We start from the raw sequence: 26920 nt of genomic DNA, 5'->3' as shown, positions 1-26920 counted from the left end.
ACAACGGACGTAAAAAATTGTTACAAGCAGAGGTAGATCAGGATTGTGCTGGAGTATTTCCGGACGATAAGATGTTTCATTCATGTGTCAGCCGACATTTCAGGGAGTGATTTATGCCTAAAATTGTGTTCATTCAACCCAAATTCACTGCCGTGAAACTGGACCGGAACATCAAGACCATTTTTCCACTGGGGTTTGGCTATCTCGCCGCCTATGTCCCGGAACATTGGGATGTCTCCATTGTTGATGAGCAGATTGAAACGATTGATTTCGACATGGCGGTGGATGTGGTCGGATTATCCACCACGACGTTGACCATCAACCGAGCCTATGAAGTCGCCACAGAATTCAGAAAACGGGGGGTGACGGTGTTTCTTGGCGGAGTGCATGTGTCGATGTGCCCTGACGAAGCCCAACCATTTTGTGACGCTGTGTGTATCGGTGATGGCGAACAGGTGATTGCGCAGATGTTGACGGACTTTGAAAACAAATGTCTGCAAAAAGTTTATAATCACAAAAGCGGGATGCATTCTCTGGATGGCATCAGATTTCCGCGTTATGAGCTGTTCAAACCCGGATATTCATTTTTGCCGTTTTCAACCAGTCGCGGGTGTCCCTTTGACTGCAATTTTTGCTCGATCAACAAGTTTTATGATGGCAAATACCGGAAACGGGATGTGGAAGAAGTGATCACCGATCTGAAACGGATTCCCAAAGGCTATGACACCCTGTTTATTACGGATGGCAACATGTATGGCTATTCCAAAAGTGACGCTTCCCGGTTCAAGGAAATCTGCCGGAGAATGGCCGAAGAACGCAGGAAAGGCAGTTTCAATTTCAAGCAGTTCACCTGTTACGCCTCGGTGAATGCACTGCAGGATGATGAAGCTCTCGATCTGGCCGCGGCCGCAGGGTGCAGGCTGTTGTCGATCGGCTTTGAATCAATCAATCCTGATTCCCTCAAAGACATGAACAAGGTGATGAATCTGAAGATTGGTGTGGATAAATATCCTGAACTCATTGCGAATGCCCAGAAACGTAAAATCATGGTTCTGGGCGAGATCCTGCTGGGAAGCGATTCTGATGACATGCGGGTGCTGGAAGAAACCAGAAAATTTGTTCAAATCGCGGGCTTTGATATTTTGCGTCTCCAGATTCTTCAGCCTTTTCCCGGAACCGAAACATTTGAACAGTTGAAACGGGAAGGGCGCCTGCATCTCAAACAATTTCCGGAAGACTGGCAGAAAATCACTGACCATTTCATCATGGGTGTGCATTATGATCTGAAAAAAATGGATACCCTGGAATTTCTCCATGCCGTCAAAGAGATCGGTATGGATTTTTATTCCCTCAAAAATATCGCGAAAAGAGCGTTGAGCACCCTGACTACCACCCAAAGCATCAAAGAATGCGCGCGGATCATGGTCATCAATCTGAAATCCAGAAAGTCCTATGTGAATGAGGATGTCACTCTTTGGAAAATTCCTGAGAAAACCCCTGAACCGGTGTAGAGACGGGTTTGAAACCCGACATCGCAGATTGGTTTTTGATCGTGCGTAGAGACGGGTTTGAAACCCGTCTCTACCGTCGCCCGATTTATTTTTAACATTAAGGCAATTTTATGAATTTTTTGATGAAAATGATCTTCCTGAAAACCGGTTATGTCTCATGCCTGCTGTTTCTCATGATCGCCCAGGTGCAGGCCTCAACGCTGACAATCCGTTCAGAAGCCAGTTATGAACTGGGTCCTGTTCTGGAGATTCTGGAAGATCCCACCAACACAATGACCTTTGCGGAAGTACGGAATGAGAGCAATGCGTCCCGCTTTGTGAAGAATGAAAAACCTGTTCCCAATTATGGTTATTCCAAATCGGCCTTCTGGGTTCGGTTCAGTTTGACGAATGCCGGCAATGCCCCGCATGAATGGTTGCTGGAACTGGGTTATCCGCTGATCGATCATGTGGATGTGTATTTTGAACACGCTGATGGAAACTATGAGATGTTCAAAGGCGGTGATCAAATTCCATTTTATGACAGGAAGGTGATTTACCGGAACCATGTTTTTCCATTGAAGATTATGGCTGATTATACCCACCATTTTTATATCCGTGTGGTCAATTCCGGCAATGTGCAGATTCCGTTGACGTTATGGTCTCCCATCGCATTTTCGGAAAAAATCAACAAGGAAGTGTATGGGTTGGGGTTCTATTATGGGATCATGTTTGTCATGGCGTTTTATAACCTGTTTATTTTTATTTCGGTGAGAGACAGCAGTTATTTTTACTATGTCATGTACATCCTGGGATTGTCATTGCTGGGAATGGCCATGAACGGACTGGCCTATGAATATCTCTGGCCGGATTCTCCCTGGCTGGCCAATAACGGATTGGCCTTCGGGTTGAATCTGACTTTGTTGTTTCTCACGTTATTTGCCAAACAATATCTTCATACCGCTCACTACCTTCCCCGAACCAATAAAATGCTCATAAGCATGACGGTATGGTGTGTGCTTCTCATTCTCCTCCAACCGATAATCGGCTATGCGCTAAGCATACGAATCGGCGTGCTGACAGTGGTCCTGCTGATCATCACATCCATGACTGCCGGTGTGCTCAGTTTGAAAAAGGGCTACACACCAGCACGGTATTATCTCCTGGCCTGGACAACATTTTTTCTGGGTGCGTTTCTGGCGGCCTTGCGTGAGTTTGGTGTGGTGCCTGTCATGTTTTTGACGACCTATGGGTTTCAGGTGGGTGCCGCCATTGAAGTGACCTTGCTTTCGTTGGGACTGGCCGACCGTATCAACACGTATCGCAAGGAAAAATTTCTTGCTCAGCGGAAAGCACTGGATCTGCAGAAAGAATACAACGAAGGACTGGAGGCAAAAGTTGAACAGCGAACTCATGAATTGAATGAGAAAAAAAATGAACTGGAGGACTCACTGGCCATACAGACCGCTTTGAGCCAGCAATTGATTGAATCGTCTCTGGCACTGGATACCTCTCACAAAAATCTGGAACAGCAAAATCTGCAATTGCAGGCCAGCAACCGCAAACTGGAGGATTTGAGCAGTATCAAGGAAACCTTGATGGTCAACCTGAATGTGCTGGAAAAAACTCACTTGCAGGCTCTGAAAGAGATTCATGAAACGCTTGCCGAACAGAAAAACGCTGAAAATCAGCAACAGCTTCAATCAGCCCTGAAAGAAGTTTATCAGATTGAAGAATTGCTCAGGCCTATCAGTTCCCTGTATCAGCATGAACAGGCCATTCAAAACAGACGGGTTCTGCTGGCCTCCACCAATAAAAAACAGCAGATCATTGACAAACTGGCTTTGGGCGGAACCGGACTGGAACTGGATATCGCGTCTACCGTTGAAAAAGGCCGGGAATTGCTGGATCAGCAAACCTATGACATTGTCTGTTTCGATACTGAATTGATCGAACTGGCACAGATTGCCAAGGATCATTCTGAAACCGTTCAAACCGTGTTCATGACTTCGGATGACGCGCCGATATACTTGCCCTTACTCAGGAAATATCCGTTCATCTCAAACATTGTTTCCCGCAATGATGAAGATCGGAGTTTCACTCTGAAAAATATCACCACCACCGTCAGCAAACTGATCAGTCATGACTGGTTTGGACTGGAAAAATATCTCAACTGGGGGGTTGACGTGAAGGCACATCCTGTGGTGAGCAGTGAAACTCGCTCGGAGCTGGTTCAACACATGGCCGCTTATCTCAACAAGTTGGGCGTGCGCCGCAATCTGCTTTCCAAATGTGAAATGGTGGCCGAAGAATTACTGATGAACTCGATCTATGACGCTCCAACCGATGTCAACGGAAAAGCCATTTACAATCATCTTTCCCGAACCATTCCGATTGAACTCAAACCAAACGAGTATGCCACGTTCCGTTATGCCTGCGATGGTGTCCTGCTGGCCATTTCGGTTGAAGATCCGTTTGGCGCGTTTGGACGAACCACTGTGCTGGATTATCTGGAAAGCTGCTATGAAGGTCGGGCCGGCAGTTTGAACAAGGAAAAAGGTGGTGCGGGACGAGGTCTGTTTCAAATCATGGAAACCTCGGATCTGGTGGTGTTCAATGTCAAACCCGGCGTTCGCACTGAAGTCATCGCCATTCTGAATATTGATCCCGATCATGCCAAAACCGAAAAAACCACATCCTTCCATTATTTTTTCGGGTAACCCCCTGACTGAGACGATCGCCGGAAATAACCAACCAGAATTGTTGCTGTAAAATCTTATTTCCAGGACGGTAGCATCGGGTTACGTCCCGATGAAATTCCACGGTTTGTCGCACTCCCCGGGACGTAACCCAATGTCATCAACTTAAGCATTCTGAATGGTGCTGTGTTTCAATTCCCCCTTGGTTCAAGGGGGTTAGGGGGATGTAATTCTGAGCGTTAAATCCCCCATGCCCCCTTTGAAAAGGGGGATTCCCCTGCTCAGAACGCCTTAAGTTGACGACATTGGGACGTAACCCGGGGCTACCATTCCCCGTATATTTTTTTCCGGTTTTCGTATGAGACGTGGGATGGATCACCTTCTCAGGGATCCATATAAACTGCTGGCAGGGAATCAGCCTGTTCAAGACGGAACCGCTGATACTGTGTGAGGAAATAATCAAATTTTCCAGACCGTGTGTCGCTCCGGAGAATGGCTTTTTTTATCGTCTGTAGGGCCATGTCAATATTACCTGACTGAAAATAGGCTTCAGCCAGCGTGTCCAGATTGTCATCGGATTCGTCCAGTTCCACGGCCTGCAAGGCCAGTTCCAGCGCACGATCTTTCCTTGAAGGTTTGGCGCTCGTCCCTGTCAGATAAAGCCAGGCGAGGTTGTTCAGACTGGGAGAATGATTTGTTTGGCGTGCCAGAATTTTTTCGTAGATGTCAATCGCGCTCATTTCCTGTCCCTGTAATCCCTGCACAACGGCCAGACGAAACTGTCCCCACGTGGATTCAGGAAAGGTTTTCAAAAACGCGGCATATTGCTCAGCACTTTGTTTGTAATTTTTCAATTTTTCATTGAGGACTCCCAGGCGTTGATGCAACCAGGGATCAAAGGGAAATTGAAGCAGCAGTTTCTGATAAATGGTCAGGGCTTGGGCAAATTGCTGGTTCATTTCTGCCACGGACCCTTGCAGAAACAACAGCCATGAAGCCGAACCCCGATAATTGAGGATTGTCGGGGTTTGGCCATCCAGGATTTTCTGCAATGTTTCCAATCCCTGAAGCTCGTCCGGTTGCAGGCCGGATTGGCTCATCAGATATCTTGCTTTCGCATAATCATGATCCAGCATGATTTGAAAAACAGGGATGAACTCCGCATAGCGTTTACCCAGCCAGGCCGCTTGTGCCGTTTCAGGCTGGAGTGTCAGCAGATGAAACCATTCCCACAAATGCCAGTCTGTGCTGGACATGAATTGTTTCAGCAGTTTTTCAGCCATCCCGGTTTGTCCCATTCTGGCATAAACGTGACTCTGTCGTGTCAACAACAGCAGTTCGCCGGGACGCGACTCCTGAGCCTTCTTCAGCCAGAACAAGGATTGCTCCCATTGTCCGGTCGCTTCAAACACGAGTCCCCGCGCCTGAGCCAACCACCCGGATTTGGGAAACTTTTTCAAACCTGTGCTGAGGACATACTCCGCTTCGGGCCATTGTTTGAGACGGAATTTCAGCAATCCCAGTTGAACATAGCCCCATTCCGCCTCGGGATGTTTGAGGATGAACTGCACAAGTTGCTGTTCTGCTTCCTGATCCTGATCATCTTCCAAAACAGTATAAATCAGTTCAATATGGGCCCAGACATTGTCGGGTTGCAATTCCAGAATTTTTTTGAAATACGTTTTACTTTCCCCATAGTGCTGATCTTTCTTTTCCAGCATTCCCAGTTTTCCCAGAACGCCAAGATCCCTGGGGTTCATTTTAAGGAGTTGCTGATATGTTTTCCGGGCTTCCGACCAGCGTTGGTTGAACTCATAAAACTTTGCTATTTCCCGCAGTAATTCGATAGAATCTGGAAAAACCTTGAGGCCGTTATTCAGTGTGGCTTCCACATTGTTGAAGTTGAGTTCTGACCAGTACAACTGACTCAATTGAAGATACAGACCCGGTTCTTTTTCCGGTAGAGTCAGCAACTTTTGATACACCCGTATCGCGTCATCCATTTTTTGTTGCCGTAAGTAAATGTCTCCCAGTTGTTTGTAAGCCCAGGCGTTGTCAGGTTCGTAGGCCAATCCTCTGACCAACAGTGAAATAGCCTGATCGGGATTTTCTTTTGCCAGGGAAAGCAATCCCAGCCGGAACCAGGCCCAGGCGTAATCGTCCCGGAATTTCAGGCTTTGCTTCAGATATGTTTCAGCGACGTCATATTTGTTCTGGACAAGCGCCATATTGCCATAATGCGCATGAGTCCAGGCATCTTCAGGAAACAGTGTCAGCATGGTTTCCAGAATATTTTCCATCTCCGTGGACACGGATTCAGTAAATTCGAGATGTTCCAGAATGCTCACGTAAGACTGCAAATAAAAATAATGTTCCTGATTGAGTTGGAGAGCTTCCCACATGGCGTTTTTGGCTTTGGGCCAATCTTTTTTTTCCTGCCATGCCAGACTGAGTTGATGCCAGAGTTCCGGATGCCTTGGTTCTATTTCCGCGGCCTTGATCAGCAAAACCAACCCTTCGTCAACCTGCTTCAGATTGATACGCAGGATCCCTAAAACCAGATGTGGATCAAAAAAATCAGGATTCATGTTGATGGATTTCTCCAGATCTTTGATCGCCTCCACCACACGACCCATTCTGAGGAAAAACTGTCCGCGTTCAAAGAGAATAACCGAATTTTGCGGATCCTGTTCCAGCAGTTGATTGAACAGACTCAAGGCCTGATTCTTCTGACCAACGGTTTGATAAAGCCTTCCCAGCGCGCTCATGACAGGGGTGGTGTCCGAAACAACTTCCCGGGCGTTTTCAAGCACGGCAATGGCCTTGTTCCATTCGCGCTGTTGCTGAAAATATTGGGACAGTCTCAAATAGCCGAGCCAGTGGGAGGGGTAAATCCGGATAGCTGTGAGGATGCTTTGGCTTTCATCGCCGTGTATGGCTGGGGTGTTGACAGTACAGCCAGCCCATAGGGGGAGGCATATCATCAACAGGATCGTCCATCTGGAACGCCAACACCCTGAGTTAGGGAATGGATGGAAGAACGAGGTGGGGTGGTTCATGAAAAACACTCAGGAATGGCAAAAGAAAAAGTTGTAAAAGTTTGCTCGTGCCCTTTACAGACTGATCACCAATTCCTGCCCGGGATAAATCACAGAGGTGTGTGTCAGCCCATTGGCCTGCATGAGTTTACTCAGAGAGATTCCGCTTTCCACGGCAATGCTATACAGACTGTCACCACGCTGAACAACCCGTTTGCGGATTCTGGCAGTGGTTTCAAGTTCTTTCAGATAAGGCAACCATTTCCCTGGCAATTTCAGAGATTGCCCCGGAAAAAGGCTGTCTTCCCGGGTGATGCGGTTTTCAGTCATGAGATCGTCGATATCCACATTATACGTCCTGGCAATGCGCTTCAGCGTGTCTCCAGAGCCAACCTGAACATATCGGGTCAACGGGGATCGTGAAGAAATTTCTACAGAAATTTCATTTGAAACCGCAGGAAGGTTGAGTGTTGTTCCCGGATAGATGACAGGATTATCCATAGGAATTCCATTCAGTTGCGCCAGTTCTTCCACCGTGAGGTTATTAGCTCGTGCAAGGCCAAACAGGGTGTCCCCGGAACGAACGACCACGCTTCGAGGTTCACTGCTCACGACTTGAGCTTCGGTATCCCTTGCCAGGTCCGGATTGAACTGGATTCCTGAAGGATGGTAGGGCAGTTTGACCGGATAATAATCCGGAATGGGGACATACCCCTGAGAAACAGGAAACTGGAGTGCCGGATTGAGGTTTAGAATCTCTTCACGTGAATAGTTCAGCAAGGCGGTTAAACTGGTCAGTGACATCGCATGGGACAGCCTGACGGTCTGAAAATAGATGGGTTCATCCAGATCCAGTTCACCAAAATATTGACGGTAATTGGCGGCCACATCCCAGGCCGCCATGATTTCAGCATAAAAGTTCTTGCTGGCAAAATTGAAACTGCGACTTTTATAATGCCGGATCAGGTGTCCCAGTTCATCAGTCCCCATGGTCTCAACAATCCGTTTAAGTCCGTTTGGTCCATGATTGTAGGCTGTGATTGCCAGGGGCCAGGAATTCAGCAATTCAAAGTTTTTCTTGAGCAATCTGGCTGAGGCCTTGCTGGAAGTGAAAGGATCTTTACGTTCATCCACATAGGGGGTGACTCTCATGTATTCACGACCCGTACTGTAGACAAACTGCCAAATGCCTTTCGCACCGGTTTTTGAATGAGACATCAGGTTGAACGAGGACTCCACATGCGGAATATAGCCCAGAGCCAACGGCAATCGCTGTTCATGCAACGTGGCCTGAATAAAGGGCAGGTATGCGCCTGATCGGATGATTCCCTGCCTAAACCGTTCCATCAAACCACCCTGAAACCGGATGCGGTCCATGGATTGCCGGAGTTCATCCGGTGTGATGCCGACATAGAATTTGTCCAGCAGTTCCTGTTGCGAGGCGGTAAGATTCCAGCCACGTTCCAGTGCCTGGGCCAGATCACTCAGCTTTTCCTGAATTTCCTGCCGGGCCTGTTTGATTTGGGAGTTGGCCTCACGGTTGCTCAGTCCGGTCAATGAAATTTTGCGATAGATGGGCAACACCAGTTCACTGTCATGAAACACGCCTTCATCGACCTTGATCTCAGTGAATATCTTTTTCCAGAAATAAACCTGAATTTTTATGATCTGGGATCTGGGAAATAAAACATCTTCATCCGCGGAATGTACGGGCATGGCTTGAAGAAACAGAAAAAATACCAGACATATCAAAATTTTTGACTGCATGATTACCAACTTTAAATTGAGGTTTTTTGATCACAAAAATAATGAGTCGCGGTCGCGTAATTCAAAATATGTCCTTTCGACATAAGGCTTACAAAAAAATAAAATCCCAAAGGATCGGGATGACAGTTAAGTACCCGACCAAAAATGATTAAAATTTATGGTCTGATACTTATCATTTTTATTTCTGATAGGAAAGACCAGGCATCGAATATTTTTTGAAATAGCTATGCAAACCCTTCACCTTTTTAAGCATCACTCCTTTGTTGGCAGGTTCAAGGCAACCCCGCATCCGGTTGAAGATCAAAGATCAGCGACATTGTTTTCCGCTGATAACGATCAGGATACTGATCATTTTTCCATACCAGTGGATAGGCGGTCTCAATTTTTTCAAGCAGGGGGCGGAAGGTGGGATAATGGGTTTCCTTCAGCATGTTGACTCCGAGCCAGCGTGCTCCATGCTGACGATATAATTCCAGCAGTTCCGGCGTGAGTTCCCTGTTCTGGCACCAGCCCGTCAAACCGGAATAATAAATCATCTGATTCCATTTGTTAGAACCAATATCCCATGCCAGCACACGAGCCTCGGGGGTGTCATTCAGTTCCGCGATTTTCCTGCCTGTTGCATAGCTGCCTTCGTCATACCGTGAGAAGCGATAAAAATAGGCTGTTGCATGCAGGATGAACAATACAATCATCAGTCGGGCAAACCATGTCTGGACCATTGGATATTTCATGTTTTTTCCCAGAAATTGTTCAAAGCCCAGTCCCGCCAGCAAACATAGTCCGGGACCGAAAGGAAGCTGGTAATATTCATGCTGAAAATTTCCATGCTGAACAATGACCAGATACATCAGACAGCCACTCATCCAGGCGATGGGAATGTGATAACGAATAGCGGTGACACGAAGTGAAAACAGACTTCCGATAAAAAAAATGCCGATCCAGGGCGTGAGCAGGGAATCCAGCAATCTAGGCCCGATCAGGGTGGAATAGAATTCCCATTGAAGCAGAAGTTCAGGATGCCGAATCTGGTTCATGTTGTTGACATCCGCAAACTCACTGATGCCTGATTCCAGGGTCAGCGCATGGGCAATCCACAAGAGGGTTGGTAGCCATGCCAGCAGGGCAACGACATAAATTTCCCAACGACGGAAACACCAGTAATTTTTTCTTAAAACAATGAGTGCCAGATAACTGACGCCGATCACCAACCCGAACGGTTTGAACAACCCTGTGGCCATTGTCCAGAGCAGAGCATAAAACAAATACTTTTTTTGCTGTTGTTCCAGCCAGAGATAAAAGAAATACAAGCCCCAGATCATGCCGGTCACCATGCTGGTATCACCCATCACAGCCCGCTGATAAAACCAGTTGAGCGGAGAGAACCCCCAGAACAGGGTGGTCCACCATGCGACCGTATCACCTGCGGTTTTACGTGAAAGCAGAAACCAACCCCACAAGCCGAGCATCCCGAAAGCAATGGTGACGATCCTGGCAGAGGCTTCAAGGTGTCCTGTCCACTGGTTCAGCAAGGTCGCCGGGATGTGATAAAGCGGAAATTCCTGGGCATAAACCCGGCTTTCATAGCCGGGTGCCACGTAAACATCGACCGTGGGATAAAGCAGATATTTCCAGTCCATGGTCATGTATTTGATCGTGGCGGCGGTCGAAATCTGATTCCAGCTATGCCGATCCACAAGGGGACCATCCAGATGGTACAACCGGATCACAAACAGCAGCAGAAACAATCCTGCTATCCATTTTTTTGATGTAAGATCAACGCCTTTCAATACCTGCATCATATCAAAATTTCCGGGAATTTGCCTTGAGAGCAGCATTAATGTTCTTGCCATTCACAGGGGTTATTTATATAAAAACAAAAGATTTTTCTGAAAAACTTACTAAAAAATGAGGAACTCATGCTTAAAGAAATCAAAATCACTCACAAGTTGATAGTCACGCTAGGTTTTCTGATTCTGGTTTGTGCGGGCTTTGCCTTGCTGGATATCAGTCATAGTGTCAGTGCAATCAATCTCAACAGGAAGTTGAAATCTCTGTCAGAACTTATTGTTCAATCCAGCAGTCTGGTGCATGAACTTCAGAAAGAACGGGGAATGTCGGCTGGATTTCTGGGCAGTCAGGGCAATAAATTCAGAGATTCCCTGCCGGAACAGCGTCGGGATACTGACCAGGAAATAATGAACCTTGAAGCCCTTATCAAAGAAACTGAATCCGGAATACTTTCAAAAGAAAGTGAAAATTTATTGCATGACGCCACAGGTGACCTGGAACAATTAATGTCCATTCGAACCAGGATAGACGGTTTGAGTATTCCCGTTGCTGAGGAACTTAAATATTACACCTCAATCATTGAGAATCTTTTGTCAGGTGTTACCGAAATTTCAAAATTGGGTTTGAGCGGTGAGTTGACCCTTCAGATCAACGCCTATTCACAGCTCATGAGAACCAAGGAAAAAGCCGGTATCGAACGGGCAACCCTCAGCAATACCTTTGGTCAGGGACGGTTTGGTCCGGGATTGTATGAAAAATTTGTGGGGCTTGTCAGCAGTCAGGATGTGTATCTGAATAATTTTCAGGACAATGCCTCTGAAACAACTTTGGCGCAATACAACAGATTGATGAACGGTGCCATGATCACAGACACAATGCGCCTGCGGAAAATCGCCATGGACGCGGGGCCGCAGGGACAATTCACTGAAGATGCGGAAAACTGGTTCAGAGTCTCAACCGGCAGGATTGATCTTCTGCATGAAATAGAAGATTTTATGGCAGGTGAAATTCTTCAAAAACTGGAGATCGCTTTAAGTGAGGCCCTTACGGATGTCTGGACCATGAGTCTGCTGGCTATTTCGATTATTGGAAGTTCCATACTGATTGTGTGCTTCATGTTGATTGATCTAAAAAAAGGCTTTGAAATGACCATTTTCACCGGAAATGAAGTGGCTTCAGGCAATTTAGCGCTCCAGTTGGAAGTCCATGAAAAAAATGAAATCGGCCTGATGTTGCAATCGTTGAAACAAATGGTCGGCAATGTGCGGAAAATCATCGGTGGCATTATAAGCGCAACCCAATCGATTGAAGCCTCAGCGGGATCAATTGAAGCAGGTGTGAACCAGATGGCAAGCAGTCCTGATGAAATGAAGGCTGAAGCCCAGTCGATGGTTGAATTTTCCCATAAAATGACAAACAACATAGGAACAGTGGCAGCCGCAACCGAAGAGGCCTCAGCCAGTTTGTCACAGATTTCCAACATGATTTCAAGCCTGAGCACACAGATCGGGAAAGTCGCCTCGTCCAGTCGTGATATTTCCGGGAACATGAACGCTGTGAACCAGAATGTAACGCAGACCACCAACGAATTAAACGCCGTCAGTTCCAATGCCGTAAAAATGCTGGAATCCCTGGAACAATTTGCGGAACAAACGCAGCAGGCCAAGCAAAATTCTGCTGAAGCAACCAGACGGTCCCGGGACAACCTGACATCGGTCCAGCAACTTCAGGAAAAAGCTCAACGGATTTCGAGGGTGGTCAAACTGATTGATGATATTGCGTCCCAGACCAGCATGCTGGCGCTCAATGCCACCATTGAGGCCGCAAGCGCCGGCGAGGCGGGCAAAGGTTTTGCGGTAGTCGCCAGTGAAGTCAAGGCTTTGTCCCAGCAGACCGCGGAAGCGACCAGCGAGATCAATCAGGAAATCACACAGGTTCAGCAACTCAGTCAGAGTGTCCTGTCACAGACACAAAAAGTGGAAACTATTATTCAGGATGTAGCGGAAAGCAATGACGCGATTAATTCTCTGATAGAAACCCAAAAACAGGATGCTGCCAGAATCAGCCGGTTTCTGACGGACATTGGCAAATCAGGTGAACAGATGGTGTCAAATACCAATGAAGCTTCCATGCGCCTGAATGAAATCACACGGTCGATCAACGATGCCGCCCAAAGTGCCAGCGAAGTCAGCAATGCTACCGTTGAAGCCACAATGGGGGTCAGGGAAATCGCGAAATCCTCCTCAGAACTTTCCGGAGGTGTCAACAAACTCAACAGCACCATCCACGGACTGGAAGAAGTGATCAATCTGCTGGCGGAAAATTCCAGTCAGTCCGTGCAGAACGCAAGGGATATCCGCCATACAAGCAATGATCTCCGGCAACTTGTGGCATTTTTCAGGTTGGAGGCAACAACCAATCAGACCTTATTGCCGGTAAAAAATATGGATTTCTCACTGGCTCGCTCCCAGCACATGGCATGGAAAACACGGTTGCGGAATTATCTCGATGGACGGGAAACCCTGAGCGTCAAAGAAGCTGTTTCACACAAGGACTGTATGCTGGGAAGATGGCTTTATGCGGAAGGGATCGCGGCCTATGGCCATTTTGAGGAAATGAAAAAACTGGAATTTGATCATGAAAAACTGCACCAGCTTGTCAAAACCATCATCTCTCTCAAGGAAGTCGATAAAACCAGGGCTGAAATGGAATATAAGAAACTGGTTACCATGAGCAATGTCATCGTTTCACTCCTGGATACGATCGAGCAAAAAACCTGAACCTGAACCGGAAAAATTATGCTCAGTTATCGGCACGGATTCCATGCGGGTAATTTCGCGGATGTTCTCAAACATGCGGTCTTGTCGCTGGTGATTGAATACATGATCCAGAAAGATAAACCTGTCTTTTATCTCGAAACCCACGCGGGAGCTGGGGGCTATCCATTGGATTCTGAGTTTGTTCAGAAAAATCGTGAATATCTCAACGGCATCGGTAAATTGTGGCATCGACCCGCCTCGCATCCTCAAATTGAACCCTATCTGAAAGCGGTTCAAGCGTTTAATTTCGGAGAGAACCTGTCTTATTATCCTGGCTCTCCACGAATTGCCCGCTACTGCCTGCGTGAGCATGACCGCATGGTTTTGTGGGAAAAACATCCCACCGAACTGCAAGTCCTCAAACAGGAATTTCTGAATAGCGCCTCGGTATCTGTTTCCGGTGGTGACGGCTATGAGGCCTTCAAGGCCTGTCTGCCCCCCCGTGAGCGCCGGGGATTGATTCTGATTGATCCCTCCTATGAAGGATCCCGTGATTATGCTGAGGTCATCTCCCGAATGCATGCTGGTTATCGCCGTTTCCCGACAGGAACGTACATGCTCTGGTATCCGGTTGTTCAACGGACACTGGTGGAAGGACTACTGGAGGCCTGTTGTGACGCCGCTATTCCCAAAATGCTTTATACAGAACTTTGCGTGGCTCCCGATCATGCCTCAGGAAAAATGACCGGAAGTGGACTCATCCTCATCAATCCACCATGGTGTCTTCAAAATCAACTGAAAGAACTTCTGCCCTGGTTAACCAATCAATTGGCACCGGCAGATGGTTTTTTTAAACTTCAGTGGTTGAATCCCGAGTAAACACTGGCAGTTTATCCCGTCTGCGTGTATCTGATTTCCCCTCAACCTGATTGTCTACTCTCACCTCTTGCAAGGAGACCTCGTGTTTTGGCTTAAATCACTTCATATTATTGGCGTTGTTGTCTGGTTCAGCGGTTTATTCTATTTGGGACGGTTGTTTGTATACCATCAGGAAGCCTCTGAAAAACCGGAGTATGAAAGAAAACTTTTTGAAAATCAGTTTGCCCTGATGGAAAAACGACTGTGGTATGCCATAACCCAGCCGGGCATGGTCCTGACGGTTGTGATGGGTACAGCCCTGATCATGTATTGGGGCTTTCAGCCCTGGTTGCATGTCAAACTGTTTCTCATCGCGTTGTTGCTGGGCTATCATTACTGGTGCGGGCTGGTGCGCAAACAATTGCTGGAGGGTACCTGCAAAATGACAGGCAAGCATTTGAGAATGTTCAATGAAATTCCAACCCTGTTGTTGATCAGCATTGTGTTCATGGTTGTTTTCAAGAACGCTATTTCGTTCGTCGGCCTTGGCATCGGGATTCTCATCCTCACGGTTCTGATTGTTGGTATTGTGGTTGCACTACAAAGAAAGGTTCGTAATTCACAACAATGAACAGGAACAGACTGATGGCTCATATTTTCTCCCGGGGATACCGAAGCAGAACAATTCCTGTCAAAAAACTGCTGCTTATGGCCTTACTCCTGACAGGGTTGTCGGCCTGTGCCCCCTTGAAGCAATACTGGACAGAATACAAAAAATCCCCGTTTGAAAAAGGTATGGAAGCACTGGGCAAAAAACGCTACCAGTCCGCGTTGATTTTGTTCAGGCAGGTGCCTCCCGATTCTGAAAAATATCCGGAAGCCCTTCAGGCTGTGTCGCAAATCTCCTATCTCAAGGGCGAATGGTATTTTGAGAAAAAAAGATACAAATCCGCATTTGCCCAGTTGAACACGATCCTCGAAGGGCAACCGGATTATGACAAGGCCCTTGCCCTCAAAAACCGTGCCTTGTTTGAAGTTGAACTCAGCACCTATGAAAAGGCCTCGGGTGACGCCAAACGGGAAGCTTTCGAAAATCTGGTTCTGTTGACTAAAGAAAACCGTGAAGCGGAACGTTTCAGAAAAATTATCAAAATGATCACACATGAAATGGAACAGACCCAGTCCCTGATGGAAGTCATGTCTTTGACCAAACTGTTTCATGAAGCCACCTCGACACAATCAGATCCAGGGTTGCTGAATGAAGCCTTGTTTGAAATTATCCCGGTTATTCAACGGTTTCAGGCCTCACCGTCACTCATGATGGTAATGATGGAAGCGATTGCCCAATTGAAGTATCAGATCAAACAGGCATCATCCCCCAACGGTTGAAGACATCTGATTTCCACAGCTAACCTTTCTCTCAACCGTTTGACGTGTGTAGGGACTCTGCGGGCGGTTTGTAGGGCGAGACTCGCATGACATGACGGCTCAGGATAATAGCCATTGCGATCATGAGCAGGATTTGAACATAGGCGAAAACTCTCCATTCTGTTGACAGGATAAAATCATAAAATCCATGCAGAAATGAAGATAGAAACCAACCGGCCAGGATATAACGAATGCTATAGGTCATGCCCAGTGGCGGGAGTGGCCGAACCTCCAGCAACAATCTCGATTTTGCCACAAAGTATCCGACCGGAACACTCATGAACATGTGAGCCGGCAAGGTGACAATGGAACGCGTCATCAGAATGGAGTAACCATACTGGCTCACATAAAACAGATTTTCCAGGGTCGCGAATCCCATGGCCACTGTGACTGAATAAAAAATACCATCCAGCGGTTCCTCAATGAACCTGAACGGAAAAAACAACATCAACAGCACCAGCATTTTCGCAAATTCCTCATTAAAGCCGACAAGAAACCAGAAACCATAGGCATACACAGGCATTCCAGTGTCCCAGGTTCCCAGTAACTGCTCTTCCGCATCAGGCCAGAACATGGTGTATTTTTCAATCGAGTGGTTCATCAACAGCGCGATCAAACCACTGACGGCTCCCGCAACAAAAAATAGCATTAACACCTTAAGGTTCAACCGTTTGTAACGATGAAACCGTAACAATCCCCACCCCCAAAGCAACAGTGGTGTCACAACAAAGCTGATCACATACATTAGCATAAACGATTTCCAGAAGTTTTAATTGACAGGAGAATATTCAATACGTCATAAATGGTTTACAACTATTTTATTTTTACCCCGGATCCGTATAAACATACAATCCTCTTGATTTTTATGGCATGACTGGTGAATAAACCCTACAAAACCACAATGGAATGTCAAGAGGAGATCTATGCTTCGTACCCCTTTATCAGTACCAGATAAAAATAATCCGAAACTGTTGGTGACTCATCCACGCCTGGAAGTGATCCTGAATATTCTCCAGGAAAGCAGGTATTTTAAGAAGGCGGGAAAACTTGTTCTGCGAAAGGTTCTTCAACAAGGCTATCTCCTGCATTTGAAAAAAGATGAAGTCTTGATCAAGGATGGCGACACCATGCCTCCGGAAATGTTTATTCTGGTCGAAGGAACACTGGATGTGATGAGCCAGGAAAAATTCATCCTGCGTCTGGAACGTCCGGGAGACATTGCGGGTGAGATGTCGGTCATTTCACCGGGACCAAGATCTGCCGATGTGATCGCGCAGAGCGATTGTGAACTGGTTTCGTTTCCACATGAAGTATTCAAGGTTCAGAATGATGACGAACTGGTGCCGGTCTTTTATTTTTTGTTCGCGCATATTCTCGCTGAAAAATTGAAGCTCACCACCGCACAGTCGATGATTCGCAAAAATCAGAGAGTCCATTCGTCTGACAAACCCAAAGTCGCGATCATTGATGTCAATGAATCAGATCGTATGATCATCCAGGGTGCGCTTTATTCGGAATGGAGCGAATGTGAACCTGTCATCTATGCGGATCCGCAGGAATATCTGGATAGTCCGCTGGACCACAGGTTTGACCTCCTGATTGTCGATGTCCAGTATCCTCACATGATGGAATCAGAACTGGCGGCTGTTGAAAACCTGATCAATGCCCTGAAAGTTCATGGGGCACCGATTTTTATCATCAGTAATTACTGCAACAACTCGCTCAACCGGTTGTTGCTGGTAGAACGGGAAATAGACGAATTTCTGGGAAAACCCTACTCGGTGTTTGATCTTAAACATGCCATGACCAAATTCAGGATCTGGTATTACAAGCATCGTGAACTGGACCGGGTTGAACGGGCGGCCGATACAGACAGGTTGACCGGATTGGCGAATCGCCGCAGAATGGATGAATTCGTCAGTGCCCTGCTGACTTTGTATCCTGACACCAAACAACCGTTTTCCTTTATCATTTCAGATGTGGATAATTTCAAATTTTACAATGACACCCATGGACACCAGATGGGCGATGTGGTGTTGGCCACCGTCGCAATTGTGTTTGCCCAGAATGTTCGCAACGGGGATCTTGCCGCGAGATTTGGTGGCGAGGAATTTGTCGTAATCCTTCCCAATTGCAATAAAGACGCGGCGATCAAGGTCGCTGAAAAACTCAGAAAAGCGATTGAGGATGAAGTCATACCTCACCAGGAAATGCAACCCACAGGAAATCTCACGGTAACAATAGGGGTTGCGACCTATCCGGATGATGCGACAGATGTTGAAATGCTCCTGAAAAAAGCGGATGATTGCCTCTATCGCGGAAAGGAATCTGGACGCAATATTGTGGTAGCCGCTGAACCGTTACATCCGCAAGAATAATAACAAAGGAAACCATGTTAGAATTTATTTCAGAAGATAATCAGACAGGAAAACTGCGCATCCAGGGCCACTCAACGATTGGTTATGCCAAAGAGTTGAAAACAGGCTTGGTCGAGGCACTGGATAAAGTTCAGCTTCTCAAACTGGATTTAAGTGGCTTGACCGAGGCTGATTTATCTTTTGTACAATTGCTCTATTCTTTGTCTCAAACAGCGGCCAAATCAGGAAAAACCGTCCAACTGGATGGCCTTTGCCCCGCGCTATTACGTCAATTGGTAGACACCGTTGGTTTCAACCAGAAAAAATGGCTTTGTTTCGGTTGACAGAAGCAACTGTCCTGCATTGGATTTCTAAATCTTGTCTATCCATGGAAATCCTGTTTATTCACATCGAAGGTAGAAGGCCCGGTCCAGAGGTATGCCCATGGAACATAACGAAAAATCAAAAAATGAAAGTTTGGATAACGTAGAACAATATCTGACGTTCACACTGGATGATGAAATCTTCGCGCTGGATATCGGTTCAATACGGGAAGTGCTGGAATTTGAGTCTGTGACACGGGTTCCACAGACACCCGACTATATGAAAGGTGTGATCAATCTGCGTGGAAGCGTGGTTCCGGTTGTAGATCTGAAACTGAAACTGGGAATGACCCGCACAGAAAAAACCATCAATACCTGCATTATCATTGTGGAAATCACACTGGAAGGCGATCATCTGCTGCTGGGGGCGATTGCGGATTCAGTTCAGGAGGTTCTGGAACTTTCTGAAATTGAAGCGGCACCTAAAATCGGAACCCGATTGAATACTGAATTTATTGACGGCATGGGGAAGCACGGAGATAATTTTATTATCATCCTGAATATCAATAAAATTTTTGATTCAGAATCTCTGGGAATGCTCAATGGTTGAAACCTGTGAACGGGCGATTGGCTGACGGCACCTGATGTTTGCGGAAAAATAAAAAGGTCACTCTTTTAAATGAGGAATATTTGCGACAAAGAATCTGGAGAGGACACCCCCAAATCACGATTGATCCGGGGGAGTTTCACGCGACAAAAGAGCCTATTATCATTTCCACGTTGCTGGGATCCTGTGTTGCCGCATGCCTGTATGATCCTGTCCGGAAAATTATTGGGATGAACCACTTTTTGCTGAGCAATAAGCGTTATTCAAAAGCCTTACCGGTTGAGATCACCGAAGCGGGTCGGTATGGGATTCATTCCATGGAATTGCTGATCAATGAAATGATCAAAAACGGCGCACGCAAAGAATATCTGAAGGCCAAGGCTTTCGGTGGGGGTAATATGCTTCAGAATTCTAATGATTCGACTAATTTTTTCTGCGTGGGGCAAGTGAACGCGCGCTTTATTCGGGAGTATCTGGCCACAGAAAAAATTCCGCTGATCGCGGCTGATCTGGGCGGAGACAATGGCCGCGTGATACACTTTTCCGCCATGGATTTTTCTGTGCATGTTCGAAAAATCCAGAAAACCTATGGAACAGAGATTGTCCAACGTGATGAACAATACTGGAAACGTTCTCTTGAAAAACAGGAGAAAGAAACAACTGAAATTGATTTGTGGTAAGAGATCCCCCTATGATCAACAACACGTTAAGTGAGCATGATTTTCAGCGTTTGAGCCAGTTCATTCATCGGGAGTTTGGCATCAAGATGCCTCCGATCAAGAAAGTGTTGCTGGAATCACGTCTGCAGAAACGACTGCGACTGCTCGGGTTGAATTCTTTCACCGAATACATTGATTTTCTGTTCAGCCCTGAAGGGAAAGCGCAGGAAATGATCCCGTTCATTAACAAGGTCACTACCAACAAAACCGAATTTTTCAGGGAAGCCGGCCATTTTGACTACATGACTCGCACCGCAATCCCTGACCTGGTGCAACAGCACGGTTCACGAAAAAGCCTGAAAGTCTGGAGTGCTGGATGTTCAAGTGGCGAAGAACCTTATACCCTGGCCATGGTCCTTTCCGAGTTCCATTCCAGAAATCAATCAGCTATTTCAGGGTTTTCAATTCTGGCAACGGACATTTCCATGGAAGTCCTTGAAATTGCGCACAGGGCGGTTTATCCCCCTGATCGGGTGGTCGGGATCCCCCTGGATTTTAAACATAAATATTTCATGAAAAGCAAGAATCCAGCAAAACCGAATTTGAGAGTCGTGCCTGAATTACGACGTCTGATTACGTTTGGCCGTTTGAATTTCATGGATGGAGACTATGGCTTGAAAGAGCGGTATGACATTATTTTCTGCCGTAATGTGATTATCTATTTTGATCGACCTACTCAGGAAAAAATATTTCATAAGTTTTGCCGCAATCTGAATGATGGTGGCTATGTGTTTGTAGGCCACTCAGAAACCTTGCATGGGATGGACGTTCCGCTGGTGCAGGTTTCACCTACCATTTATAAAAAGAAGTGATTCGAAGTCTTTATTTTCAACCATTGAGCTGACGGTTATCATGAATAAAATCAAGGTTATGATCATTGATGATTCTGCCATTGTCCGACAAACCCTGGAACAGATTCTTTCATCGGATCCGGAGATAGAAGTAGTGGCAATGGCCAGTGATCCATTGGTGGCCGCAAATAAACTGGAAAGCGTGATTCCTGATGTGATCACACTGGATGTGGAAATGCCGAGAATGGATGGCATCACGTTCCTGCAGAAACTGATGAGCCAACATCCGATACCGGTGGTGATGTGTTCCAGTCTCACCGACAAAGGCTCTGAAACCGCTTTAAGAGCACTGGAACTGGGCGCGATTGATATCATCCACAAACCCAGGCTGGGAACCAAACAATTTCTGGAAGAAGCCAAGATCATGATTTGTGATGTGGTGAAAGGTGCCGCCATGGCAAAGGCCAGGAAAATTTCATCCAGGGCCTCTTCCACCCCACAGCCTAAACTGACCGCGGATGCGGTGATTGCCAGAGCGCCAACACATTCCATGATCCAGACAACTGAAAAGGTCGTGATCGTCGGGGCCTCGACCGGCGGAACAGAAGCCTTGAAAGTTTTTCTGGAAGCACTTCCTGAGGATTCTCCGGGAATTGTAATTGTGCAACACATGCCCGAAAATTTTACCGCGGCGTTCGCTCGCAGATTGGACAGTTTGTGCAAGGTTTCGATCAAGGAAGCGGAAAATAACGATTCTGTTGTCAGGGGACGCGCACTGATCGCTCCGGGCAACAAACATACGCTGCTCAAACGAAGCGGTGCCCGTTATTATGTGGAAGTGAAAGATGGTCCACTGGTCACCAGGCATCGTCCTTCGGTGGATGTCCTGTTTCGCTCAGCCGCAAGATACGCTGGTAAAAACGCGGTGGGTGTAATTATGACAGGAATGGGGGATGATGGCGCCAAAGGAATGCTTGAAATGAAAGAAATGGGAAGCTATAACATCGCGCAGGATGAGGCTTCCTGTGTGGTTTATGGTATGCCGAAAGAAGCCGTCAAATTAGGATGTGTGGACAAGGTTCTTCCGTTGGAGAGCATTGCCCGTGAAGTGATCAAGCTTTGTAATTAACCAGAAATCAAGACAGAAGGAGCAAAATGGGCAAAGTGATAATGACCGTCGATGATTCGCCCAGTATCCGGCAAATGGTGACATTTACTCTGAAAAACGCGGGATATGAGGTGGTTGAGGCTGTAGATGGTGCTGATGCGATAAACAAGGTCAAGCAACACAGTGTGAATATGGTCATCACGGACCTGAACATGCCGAATGTAGACGGGATTGAGCTTATCAAACAACTGCGCGCGAATCCTGCCCACAAGTTCACACCAATCGTCATGCTTACGACCGAGTCCCAGGATACTAAAAAACAGGAAGGACGAAGTGCCGGAGCGACAGGGTGGATTGTCAAACCCTTCAAACCGGATCAACTCATAGCGGTGGTTAAAAAGGTGATGGGATGAGTGACGAATTTGATAGAATCAAAGAGGTATATCGGGAAGAAGCGACTGAACGACTGGCCGAACTGGAAAACGCCATGCTGGAACTGGAACAGGATCCGGAAAACATGGACATTATTGCCAGCGCGTTTCGTGCCATGCACACCATCAAAGGTTCAGGCGCCATGTTCGGCCACGATGACATCGCTGAATTCACCCATGAAGTAGAGAGCACCTATGACCGTGTCCGGAATGGCGATTTGCCGGTCACCCCCAAATTGATCGCGCTGACATTGTCCGCGCATGATCATATCAAAGCTTTGCTTGAAGGACATGACAAACCGGGAAGTGTGGATATGTCCATTGGTGAAGCAATCGTCCTGGAATTTCGCAATCTGCTTTCCGCACCCATAGAAAAAACGCAACCTGAAGAAAAACCCAAAGCACAACAGTCACGTCAGGAAAAACAGCAGCCTGCTCTGGAGCAAGACACTGATCCTGAAAAAACCATCACCTTCCGTATACGGTTTACGCCCTCCACTGACATTTTTGCCAATGGTACTAATCCGGCACCGTTGCTCAAAGAATTACAGGAGCTTGGCGAAGCCGTGATCATTGCGGACACGCATCTGATTCCACCCATTAAAGAGATGGACCCTGAACTGTGTTATGTGAGTTGGGATATTCTGTTGACGACCAATCGGGGCATCAATGCGATCAAGGATGTTTTTATTTTTGTCGAAGATGTCTGTGAGGTTCACATTGATGTCATTGATGATGCGACATTTCAGGAGGGTAACTATAAAAAACTCGGCGAAATTCTGATTGAACGCGGAGATCTCAAACCGGAAGATCTTCAGCAGGTATTGGGCGGACAAAAGCCCATCGGTAAAATACTGGAAGATTCAGGACTGGTGCCTCCGGATAAAATTCAATCCGCTCTGGCGGAACAGCACCGGGTTCGTGATACCCATGAAAAACGACAGCAGGGTGAATCGTCCTCAAGCATCCGTGTTGATTCCGAAAAACTGGACAAACTGGTTGACCTGGTTGGCGAGTTGGTGACTGTTCAGGCCCGACTGACCCAGTGGGCCAACATGAAAAGTGACTCAGACCTCACCCTGATTTCTGAAGAAGTCGAACGACTGACAACGGAACTCAGAGATAATACCATGAGTGTCCGAATGTTGCCGATTGGCTCAACCTTCAATAAATTCCGCCGACTGGTCCGTGATTTATCGAATGATCTTGGCAAAAAAGTTGTGATTCAAACTGAAGGTGCTGAAACCGAACTGGATAAGACTGTCATTGAACAACTCAATGATCCACTGGTTCACATTATCCGCAATTCTATCGATCATGGTATTGAATCCCCTGAAACCCGCATTGCTGAAGGCAAACCTGAGGAGGGAACAATCCTGTTGACAGCCGCGCATTCCGGCGCCCATGTGCTCATTCAGATTCAGGATGATGGTGCGGGCCTGAATGTTAACGCCATTCGCAGCAAGGCTGTGGAACGTGGACTCCTCTATCATGATACGGAAATGTCGGATACGGAGATTTTTAATCTGATCTTTGCGCCGGGTTTTTCAACCGCAAAGCAAGTCACCAGTGTCTCAGGTCGTGGTGTCGGCATGGACGTGGTGAAAAAAAGTATCAATGCGCTCCGGGGCAGTATCGATATCCAGAGCAAAATGGGACAGGGAACCACCATCACCCTGAAATTACCGCTGACATTGGCTATCATTGATGGTCTGCTGGTAAAAATTGACAGGGAATTCTTTGTGCTTCCGCTTTCTTCTGTCGAAGAATGTGTTGAATTGAGCAGAGAAGATGTGGCCAAGGCGCATAATCGACATGTGGCCTATGTCCGCAACGAAATCATACCATATATCCGCTTGCGGGAGCAATTCGGACTGGATGGCGAACCCCCTGAAATTGAACAGGTTGTGATCACTGAAGTCAGTAACCGCAGGGTTGGATTTGTTGTGGATTATGTCATCGGCGAACACCAGACCGTGATCAAATCGCTCGGAAAAATGTATCGTGATGTGGAAGGAATTTCAGGTGCCACCATTCTCGGGGATGGCACGGTAGCGTTGATTCTGGATATCAATCAGTTGACTCATTCTGCGGAAGAAATCGAATCTTCCCTTGTCCATTAATTTTATTGTCTGAAGCTCATGGCCGCGATTTATCATCATATTAAAACCCGGGTTTCCTGGATGAAATTTCGTCTTGGCGGACATCGGACCTGGGAACGTCAATTGAAAGAGGCCATTCACGCCATGAATTCACTCTCCAAGGAAACTGAAAGTGAGTTTCTGGCCATTGGCAGTCGTCTCAATGAATTTTTCGGTTTATGCTCTCAAAATCTCAGTCGTGCCAGTGACATCATCCGTATGATTGAAAGCGGGGATGGACTGAATATTGATGCCTTCCGTAAATCGTTTGATCATGCTTATGATCAGGTGGGATCAGCGTCTGAGAGAATTGAAAATGTGTTGAATGGACTGGAAGAGCTGAATGTGAAAATGGCTTCCGTTACCACCTTGACCGAGATTCTGGAAAAATTATGCCACTCCATACGGTTCCTTGGTGTTTCAATGAAAATCGAAATTGCCAGGGTCGGCAAACATGATTTTTATGCGGTGGCAGAATCTGTAGAAAATCTTTATCGACAAATCATTCAGTATATTGATGCCATTTATTCCACCACCAGGCAGGCCACCCAGCAAATTACGGAAATTGGCAAAGAAAGCCTGAGACACCTCAACACCTTCAACTCAGAGCTGGATTCCAGCCGTCATAGTGTTCAGCACATCATCAATGAACTTTCAAACGCGACCCTGGACACCCGCAAACATTGTAAAAACATTCAGAAACTGGCCTCCAGAATCACTCCGGAAATGAGCGAGGTGGTGACAGCTTTGCAATATCATGACATCTCCCGTCAGCAGGTGGAACATGTGAGCCAGGCTTTTGAAGAAATTGTTGCCAGACTCGGAGATGCCCTGCATGCCAGGAAAAAAGAAAAAACGTTGTTTTATTACTGGATGAGCAAGGTTGTAGAACTCCAGATTATCCAGATTGAACATGTTCTCGGGGAAACCGACCAGACAGCCAACAAGATTTCATCACATCTTGCGGTGATTTCTGAAGTTGCTACATCTCAGAGCATGGAAGCGGATCATATTCTGCGAATGGCGAATTCCAGTACGGAACGTGTTGAAGTGACAGACAACCAACTCAAAACCCTGCTGAAAACCTTATCTTCCAGCAAAGATATTACAACCCGGATTGTAGGATCTATCGGTATTGTCAGCAAACAGGTTGGGCTGGTGGCTGAACAGGTGGCCAACATTGAAGAAATCCAGGAAGATCTGGATGATCTGACACTGAATGCTGTCATCAAAGCCATCCGTGCCGGTGAAGAAGGCAAAGTATTGAGTGTGCTGTCTGAAAACATCCGCAGACTGTCCAACAGTGCCCAAAAAGAACTCAATGAAAAAACCATCGCGATCAATGAAATACTGCATAGCTTTGCGCAGTATGAACGTGATCTGACGGAAAAACTCAATCAGCAGCTTCAAACCACTGACAAAACCTATCAACGAACCCGCAAAGCTGTTCAAAAAATTATCAACGATGACGAAACCGTCATGCAATCGATGGTTGAAGTTTCCAATATTTCCAAAAGACTGGAAACTGAAATTGCCAGTGTGATTGCGAGTGTCCAGTTTGACAAGGTGATGCGAACCAAGCTTCAGGCCATCATCCGTAGTCTTAAAGTGATTCACGATCAGGTTGGTAAACTGGTTCCCGGTGGTCTGGAAGATGAATATTCTCAACTGGATCAGGATCTCGAAGAACTGGCCCAACGCTATACCATGCACAGTCAGCGGGAAATTCACCAAAAATTTCTCGCACAACGGAATGCCCGCAAAAAGCAGAACATCAAACCTGTCAAAGCGCAGGCAGCAGAAGTTTCCTCACTGCTTATTGAAAATGGAGCTAAACCGTCTTCTGATGTTTATTCCATGAAACACGAAGATGTGGAGGATGTCTTTTTGTTTGGTTCTGATGACGATCAGCAAAGCACCGGGGATGATGACAATATTGATTTGTTTGATTCGGAGGATCAATCCAACAAAGTGGAGGATGATGACAATGTCGATTTGTTTGATTCGACAGAGAACCCGGAAACTACTGAAACTCAAGACACAGAGCCTTCTGCCGTCAGTGAGGATATCGGAGAAAATGTCGACTTATTTGATTCGGCCTCGCCCGCAACGGAACCAGATCAGGAAACTCCTGATGCTGAAACCGCACAATCCCCGACTCCCAAAAAGCAGGAAAAAGAAGCGACTGTTGATCTTGGCGACAATGTTGATTTGTTTTAAGCTGATTCCAGTTCCACCGCTTTTTTCTCCCTGAGATCATCGGCTTGTTCCAAAGTTATTAGACCACAACAATCATTGACAAAAACCGGCCTCCACAAATCCTGCTTTACTCTCAGGAAGAGGTGGGTTACAAGTCCGGCCAGTTATAGACGTAGTCCAGCCTCCACCTTGTGAAAAATCCGAGCTATGGCCAAAAAACAGGGCAATCCCCACAATGATTTTTTCATCACGCAGTTCAGCAGCCTGAATTTCGCACAGGAATTTTTCGAGCTGTGCAGGTACTTTTTTAGCCACGAAGTACACGAAGAACACAAAGTAAAAAAGGGAATATGCACCAGAAAACTTGAAAATCAGGGTTTCACGGAGGACTTCATTTATATAAAAAACCTTTTT

20 protein-coding genes are annotated in these 26920 nt (G+C 46.6%); 15 read left to right on the top strand and 5 right to left on the bottom strand.

The features are described from left to right. Positions 1 to 113 precede the first annotated feature (113 nt). Both HQM11_16690 and HQM11_16685 read left to right on the top strand, forming a co-directional pair. A complete protein-coding gene (locus HQM11_16690) occupies positions 114 to 1511 on the top strand; it encodes a B12-binding domain-containing radical SAM protein (GenBank protein MBF0352672.1) in 1398 nt (465 codons plus the stop codon). 122 nt (positions 1512 to 1633) lie between these two features. Beyond that, positions 1634 to 4210 (top strand): hypothetical protein, encoded by a 2577-nt coding sequence (locus HQM11_16685; GenBank protein MBF0352671.1) that lies wholly within the window; start codon positions 1634 to 1636, stop codon positions 4208 to 4210. Positions 4211 to 4572: 362 nt separating this feature from the next. Here HQM11_16685 and HQM11_16680 read toward each other — a convergent pair whose 3' ends face one another. The 3 genes from HQM11_16680 to HQM11_16670 form a co-directional block, all read right to left on the bottom strand. Then, on the bottom strand, positions 4573 to 7173 hold the full coding sequence (locus tag HQM11_16680) for a tetratricopeptide repeat protein (protein ID MBF0352670.1): 2601 nt from the start codon (positions 7171 to 7173) through the stop codon (positions 4573 to 4575). Positions 7174 to 7302: 129 nt separating this feature from the next. After that, positions 7303 to 8994, bottom strand: a complete 1692-nt coding sequence (locus HQM11_16675) for a LysM peptidoglycan-binding domain-containing protein (GenBank protein MBF0352669.1) — start codon at positions 8992 to 8994, stop codon at positions 7303 to 7305. A gap of 272 nt (positions 8995 to 9266) precedes the next feature. After that, the gene (locus HQM11_16670) at positions 9267 to 10796 is read right to left on the bottom strand and encodes a glycosyltransferase family 39 protein (GenBank protein ID MBF0352668.1); all 1530 of its coding nucleotides are present in this window, start codon (positions 10794 to 10796) and stop codon (positions 9267 to 9269) included. A 117-nt stretch (positions 10797 to 10913) separates the two neighbouring features. On the opposite strand from HQM11_16670, the gene HQM11_16665 reads away from it, so the two are divergent. The 4 genes from HQM11_16665 (at position 10914) to HQM11_16650 (ending at position 15791) form a co-directional block, all read left to right on the top strand. Continuing rightward, positions 10914 to 13565 (top strand): nitrate- and nitrite sensing domain-containing protein, encoded by a 2652-nt coding sequence (locus tag HQM11_16665; GenBank protein MBF0352667.1) that lies wholly within the window; start codon positions 10914 to 10916, stop codon positions 13563 to 13565. A gap of 18 nt (positions 13566 to 13583) precedes the next feature. After that, positions 13584 to 14423: a 23S rRNA (adenine(2030)-N(6))-methyltransferase RlmJ gene (locus HQM11_16660; GenBank protein MBF0352666.1), complete on the top strand. Its 840-nt coding sequence runs from the start codon at positions 13584 to 13586 to the stop codon at positions 14421 to 14423. Between the two features lie 67 nt (positions 14424 to 14490). After that, entirely contained in the window at positions 14491 to 15033 is a 543-nt protein-coding gene (gene hemJ, locus HQM11_16655; GenBank protein ID MBF0352665.1) for a protoporphyrinogen oxidase HemJ, read from the top strand. Between the two features lie 14 nt (positions 15034 to 15047). After that, positions 15048 to 15791 carry a hypothetical protein gene (locus HQM11_16650; GenBank protein MBF0352664.1) on the top strand — a complete coding sequence of 248 codons (744 nt, stop codon included), beginning with the start codon at positions 15048 to 15050 and terminating at the stop codon, positions 15789 to 15791. A 31-nt stretch (positions 15792 to 15822) separates the two neighbouring features. On the opposite strand, the gene HQM11_16645 is transcribed toward HQM11_16650, so the two are convergent. Then, positions 15823 to 16581 carry a PrsW family intramembrane metalloprotease gene (locus tag HQM11_16645; protein ID MBF0352663.1) on the bottom strand — a complete coding sequence of 253 codons (759 nt, stop codon included), beginning with the start codon at positions 16579 to 16581 and terminating at the stop codon, positions 15823 to 15825. Between the two features lie 172 nt (positions 16582 to 16753). Between HQM11_16645 and HQM11_16640 the strand changes: the two genes are divergently transcribed. The 9 genes from HQM11_16640 to HQM11_16600 all read left to right on the top strand — a co-directional run bounded on the left by HQM11_16640 (position 16754) and on the right by HQM11_16600 (position 26527). Then, positions 16754 to 18208, top strand: coding sequence for a diguanylate cyclase (locus tag HQM11_16640; GenBank protein MBF0352662.1), 1455 nt, complete (start codon positions 16754 to 16756; stop codon positions 18206 to 18208). A 14-nt stretch (positions 18209 to 18222) separates the two neighbouring features. Beyond that, positions 18223 to 18531: an STAS domain-containing protein gene (locus tag HQM11_16635; GenBank protein ID MBF0352661.1), complete on the top strand. Its 309-nt coding sequence runs from the start codon at positions 18223 to 18225 to the stop codon at positions 18529 to 18531. A gap of 100 nt (positions 18532 to 18631) precedes the next feature. Then, on the top strand, positions 18632 to 19120 hold the full coding sequence (locus HQM11_16630) for a chemotaxis protein CheW (protein MBF0352660.1): 489 nt from the start codon (positions 18632 to 18634) through the stop codon (positions 19118 to 19120). Positions 19121 to 19200: 80 nt separating this feature from the next. Further along, positions 19201 to 19797 carry a chemotaxis protein CheD gene (locus HQM11_16625; GenBank protein MBF0352659.1) on the top strand — a complete coding sequence of 199 codons (597 nt, stop codon included), beginning with the start codon at positions 19201 to 19203 and terminating at the stop codon, positions 19795 to 19797. An 11-nt stretch (positions 19798 to 19808) separates the two neighbouring features. Beyond that, on the top strand, positions 19809 to 20648 hold the full coding sequence (locus HQM11_16620; GenBank protein ID MBF0352658.1) for a protein-glutamate O-methyltransferase: 840 nt from the start codon (positions 19809 to 19811) through the stop codon (positions 20646 to 20648). A gap of 40 nt (positions 20649 to 20688) precedes the next feature. Beyond that, positions 20689 to 21756, top strand: a complete 1068-nt coding sequence (locus HQM11_16615) for a chemotaxis response regulator protein-glutamate methylesterase (protein MBF0352657.1) — start codon at positions 20689 to 20691, stop codon at positions 21754 to 21756. A 26-nt stretch (positions 21757 to 21782) separates the two neighbouring features. Then, the gene (locus tag HQM11_16610) at positions 21783 to 22148 is read left to right on the top strand and encodes a response regulator (GenBank protein MBF0352656.1); all 366 of its coding nucleotides are present in this window, start codon (positions 21783 to 21785) and stop codon (positions 22146 to 22148) included. Continuing rightward, on the top strand, positions 22145 to 24289 hold the full coding sequence (locus HQM11_16605) for a chemotaxis protein CheA (protein MBF0352655.1): 2145 nt from the start codon (positions 22145 to 22147) through the stop codon (positions 24287 to 24289). The genes HQM11_16610 and HQM11_16605 overlap by 4 nt, the downstream gene beginning before the upstream one ends. 18 nt (positions 24290 to 24307) lie before the next feature. Continuing rightward, entirely contained in the window at positions 24308 to 26527 is a 2220-nt protein-coding gene (locus HQM11_16600; GenBank protein MBF0352654.1) for a hypothetical protein, read from the top strand. 72 nt (positions 26528 to 26599) lie between these two features. On the opposite strand, the gene HQM11_16595 is transcribed toward HQM11_16600, so the two are convergent. Next, positions 26600 to 26920: hypothetical protein (locus HQM11_16595; GenBank protein ID MBF0352653.1), on the bottom strand; the 321-nt coding region annotated here is incomplete at its 5' end.

Source organism: SAR324 cluster bacterium, from assembly GCA_015232315.1.
Lineage (GTDB): Bacteria > SAR324 > SAR324 > SAR324 > NAC60-12 > JADFZZ01.
The sequence above is the reverse complement of the archived record's forward strand: the minus strand, read 5'-3'. Positions and strand labels throughout refer to the sequence as shown.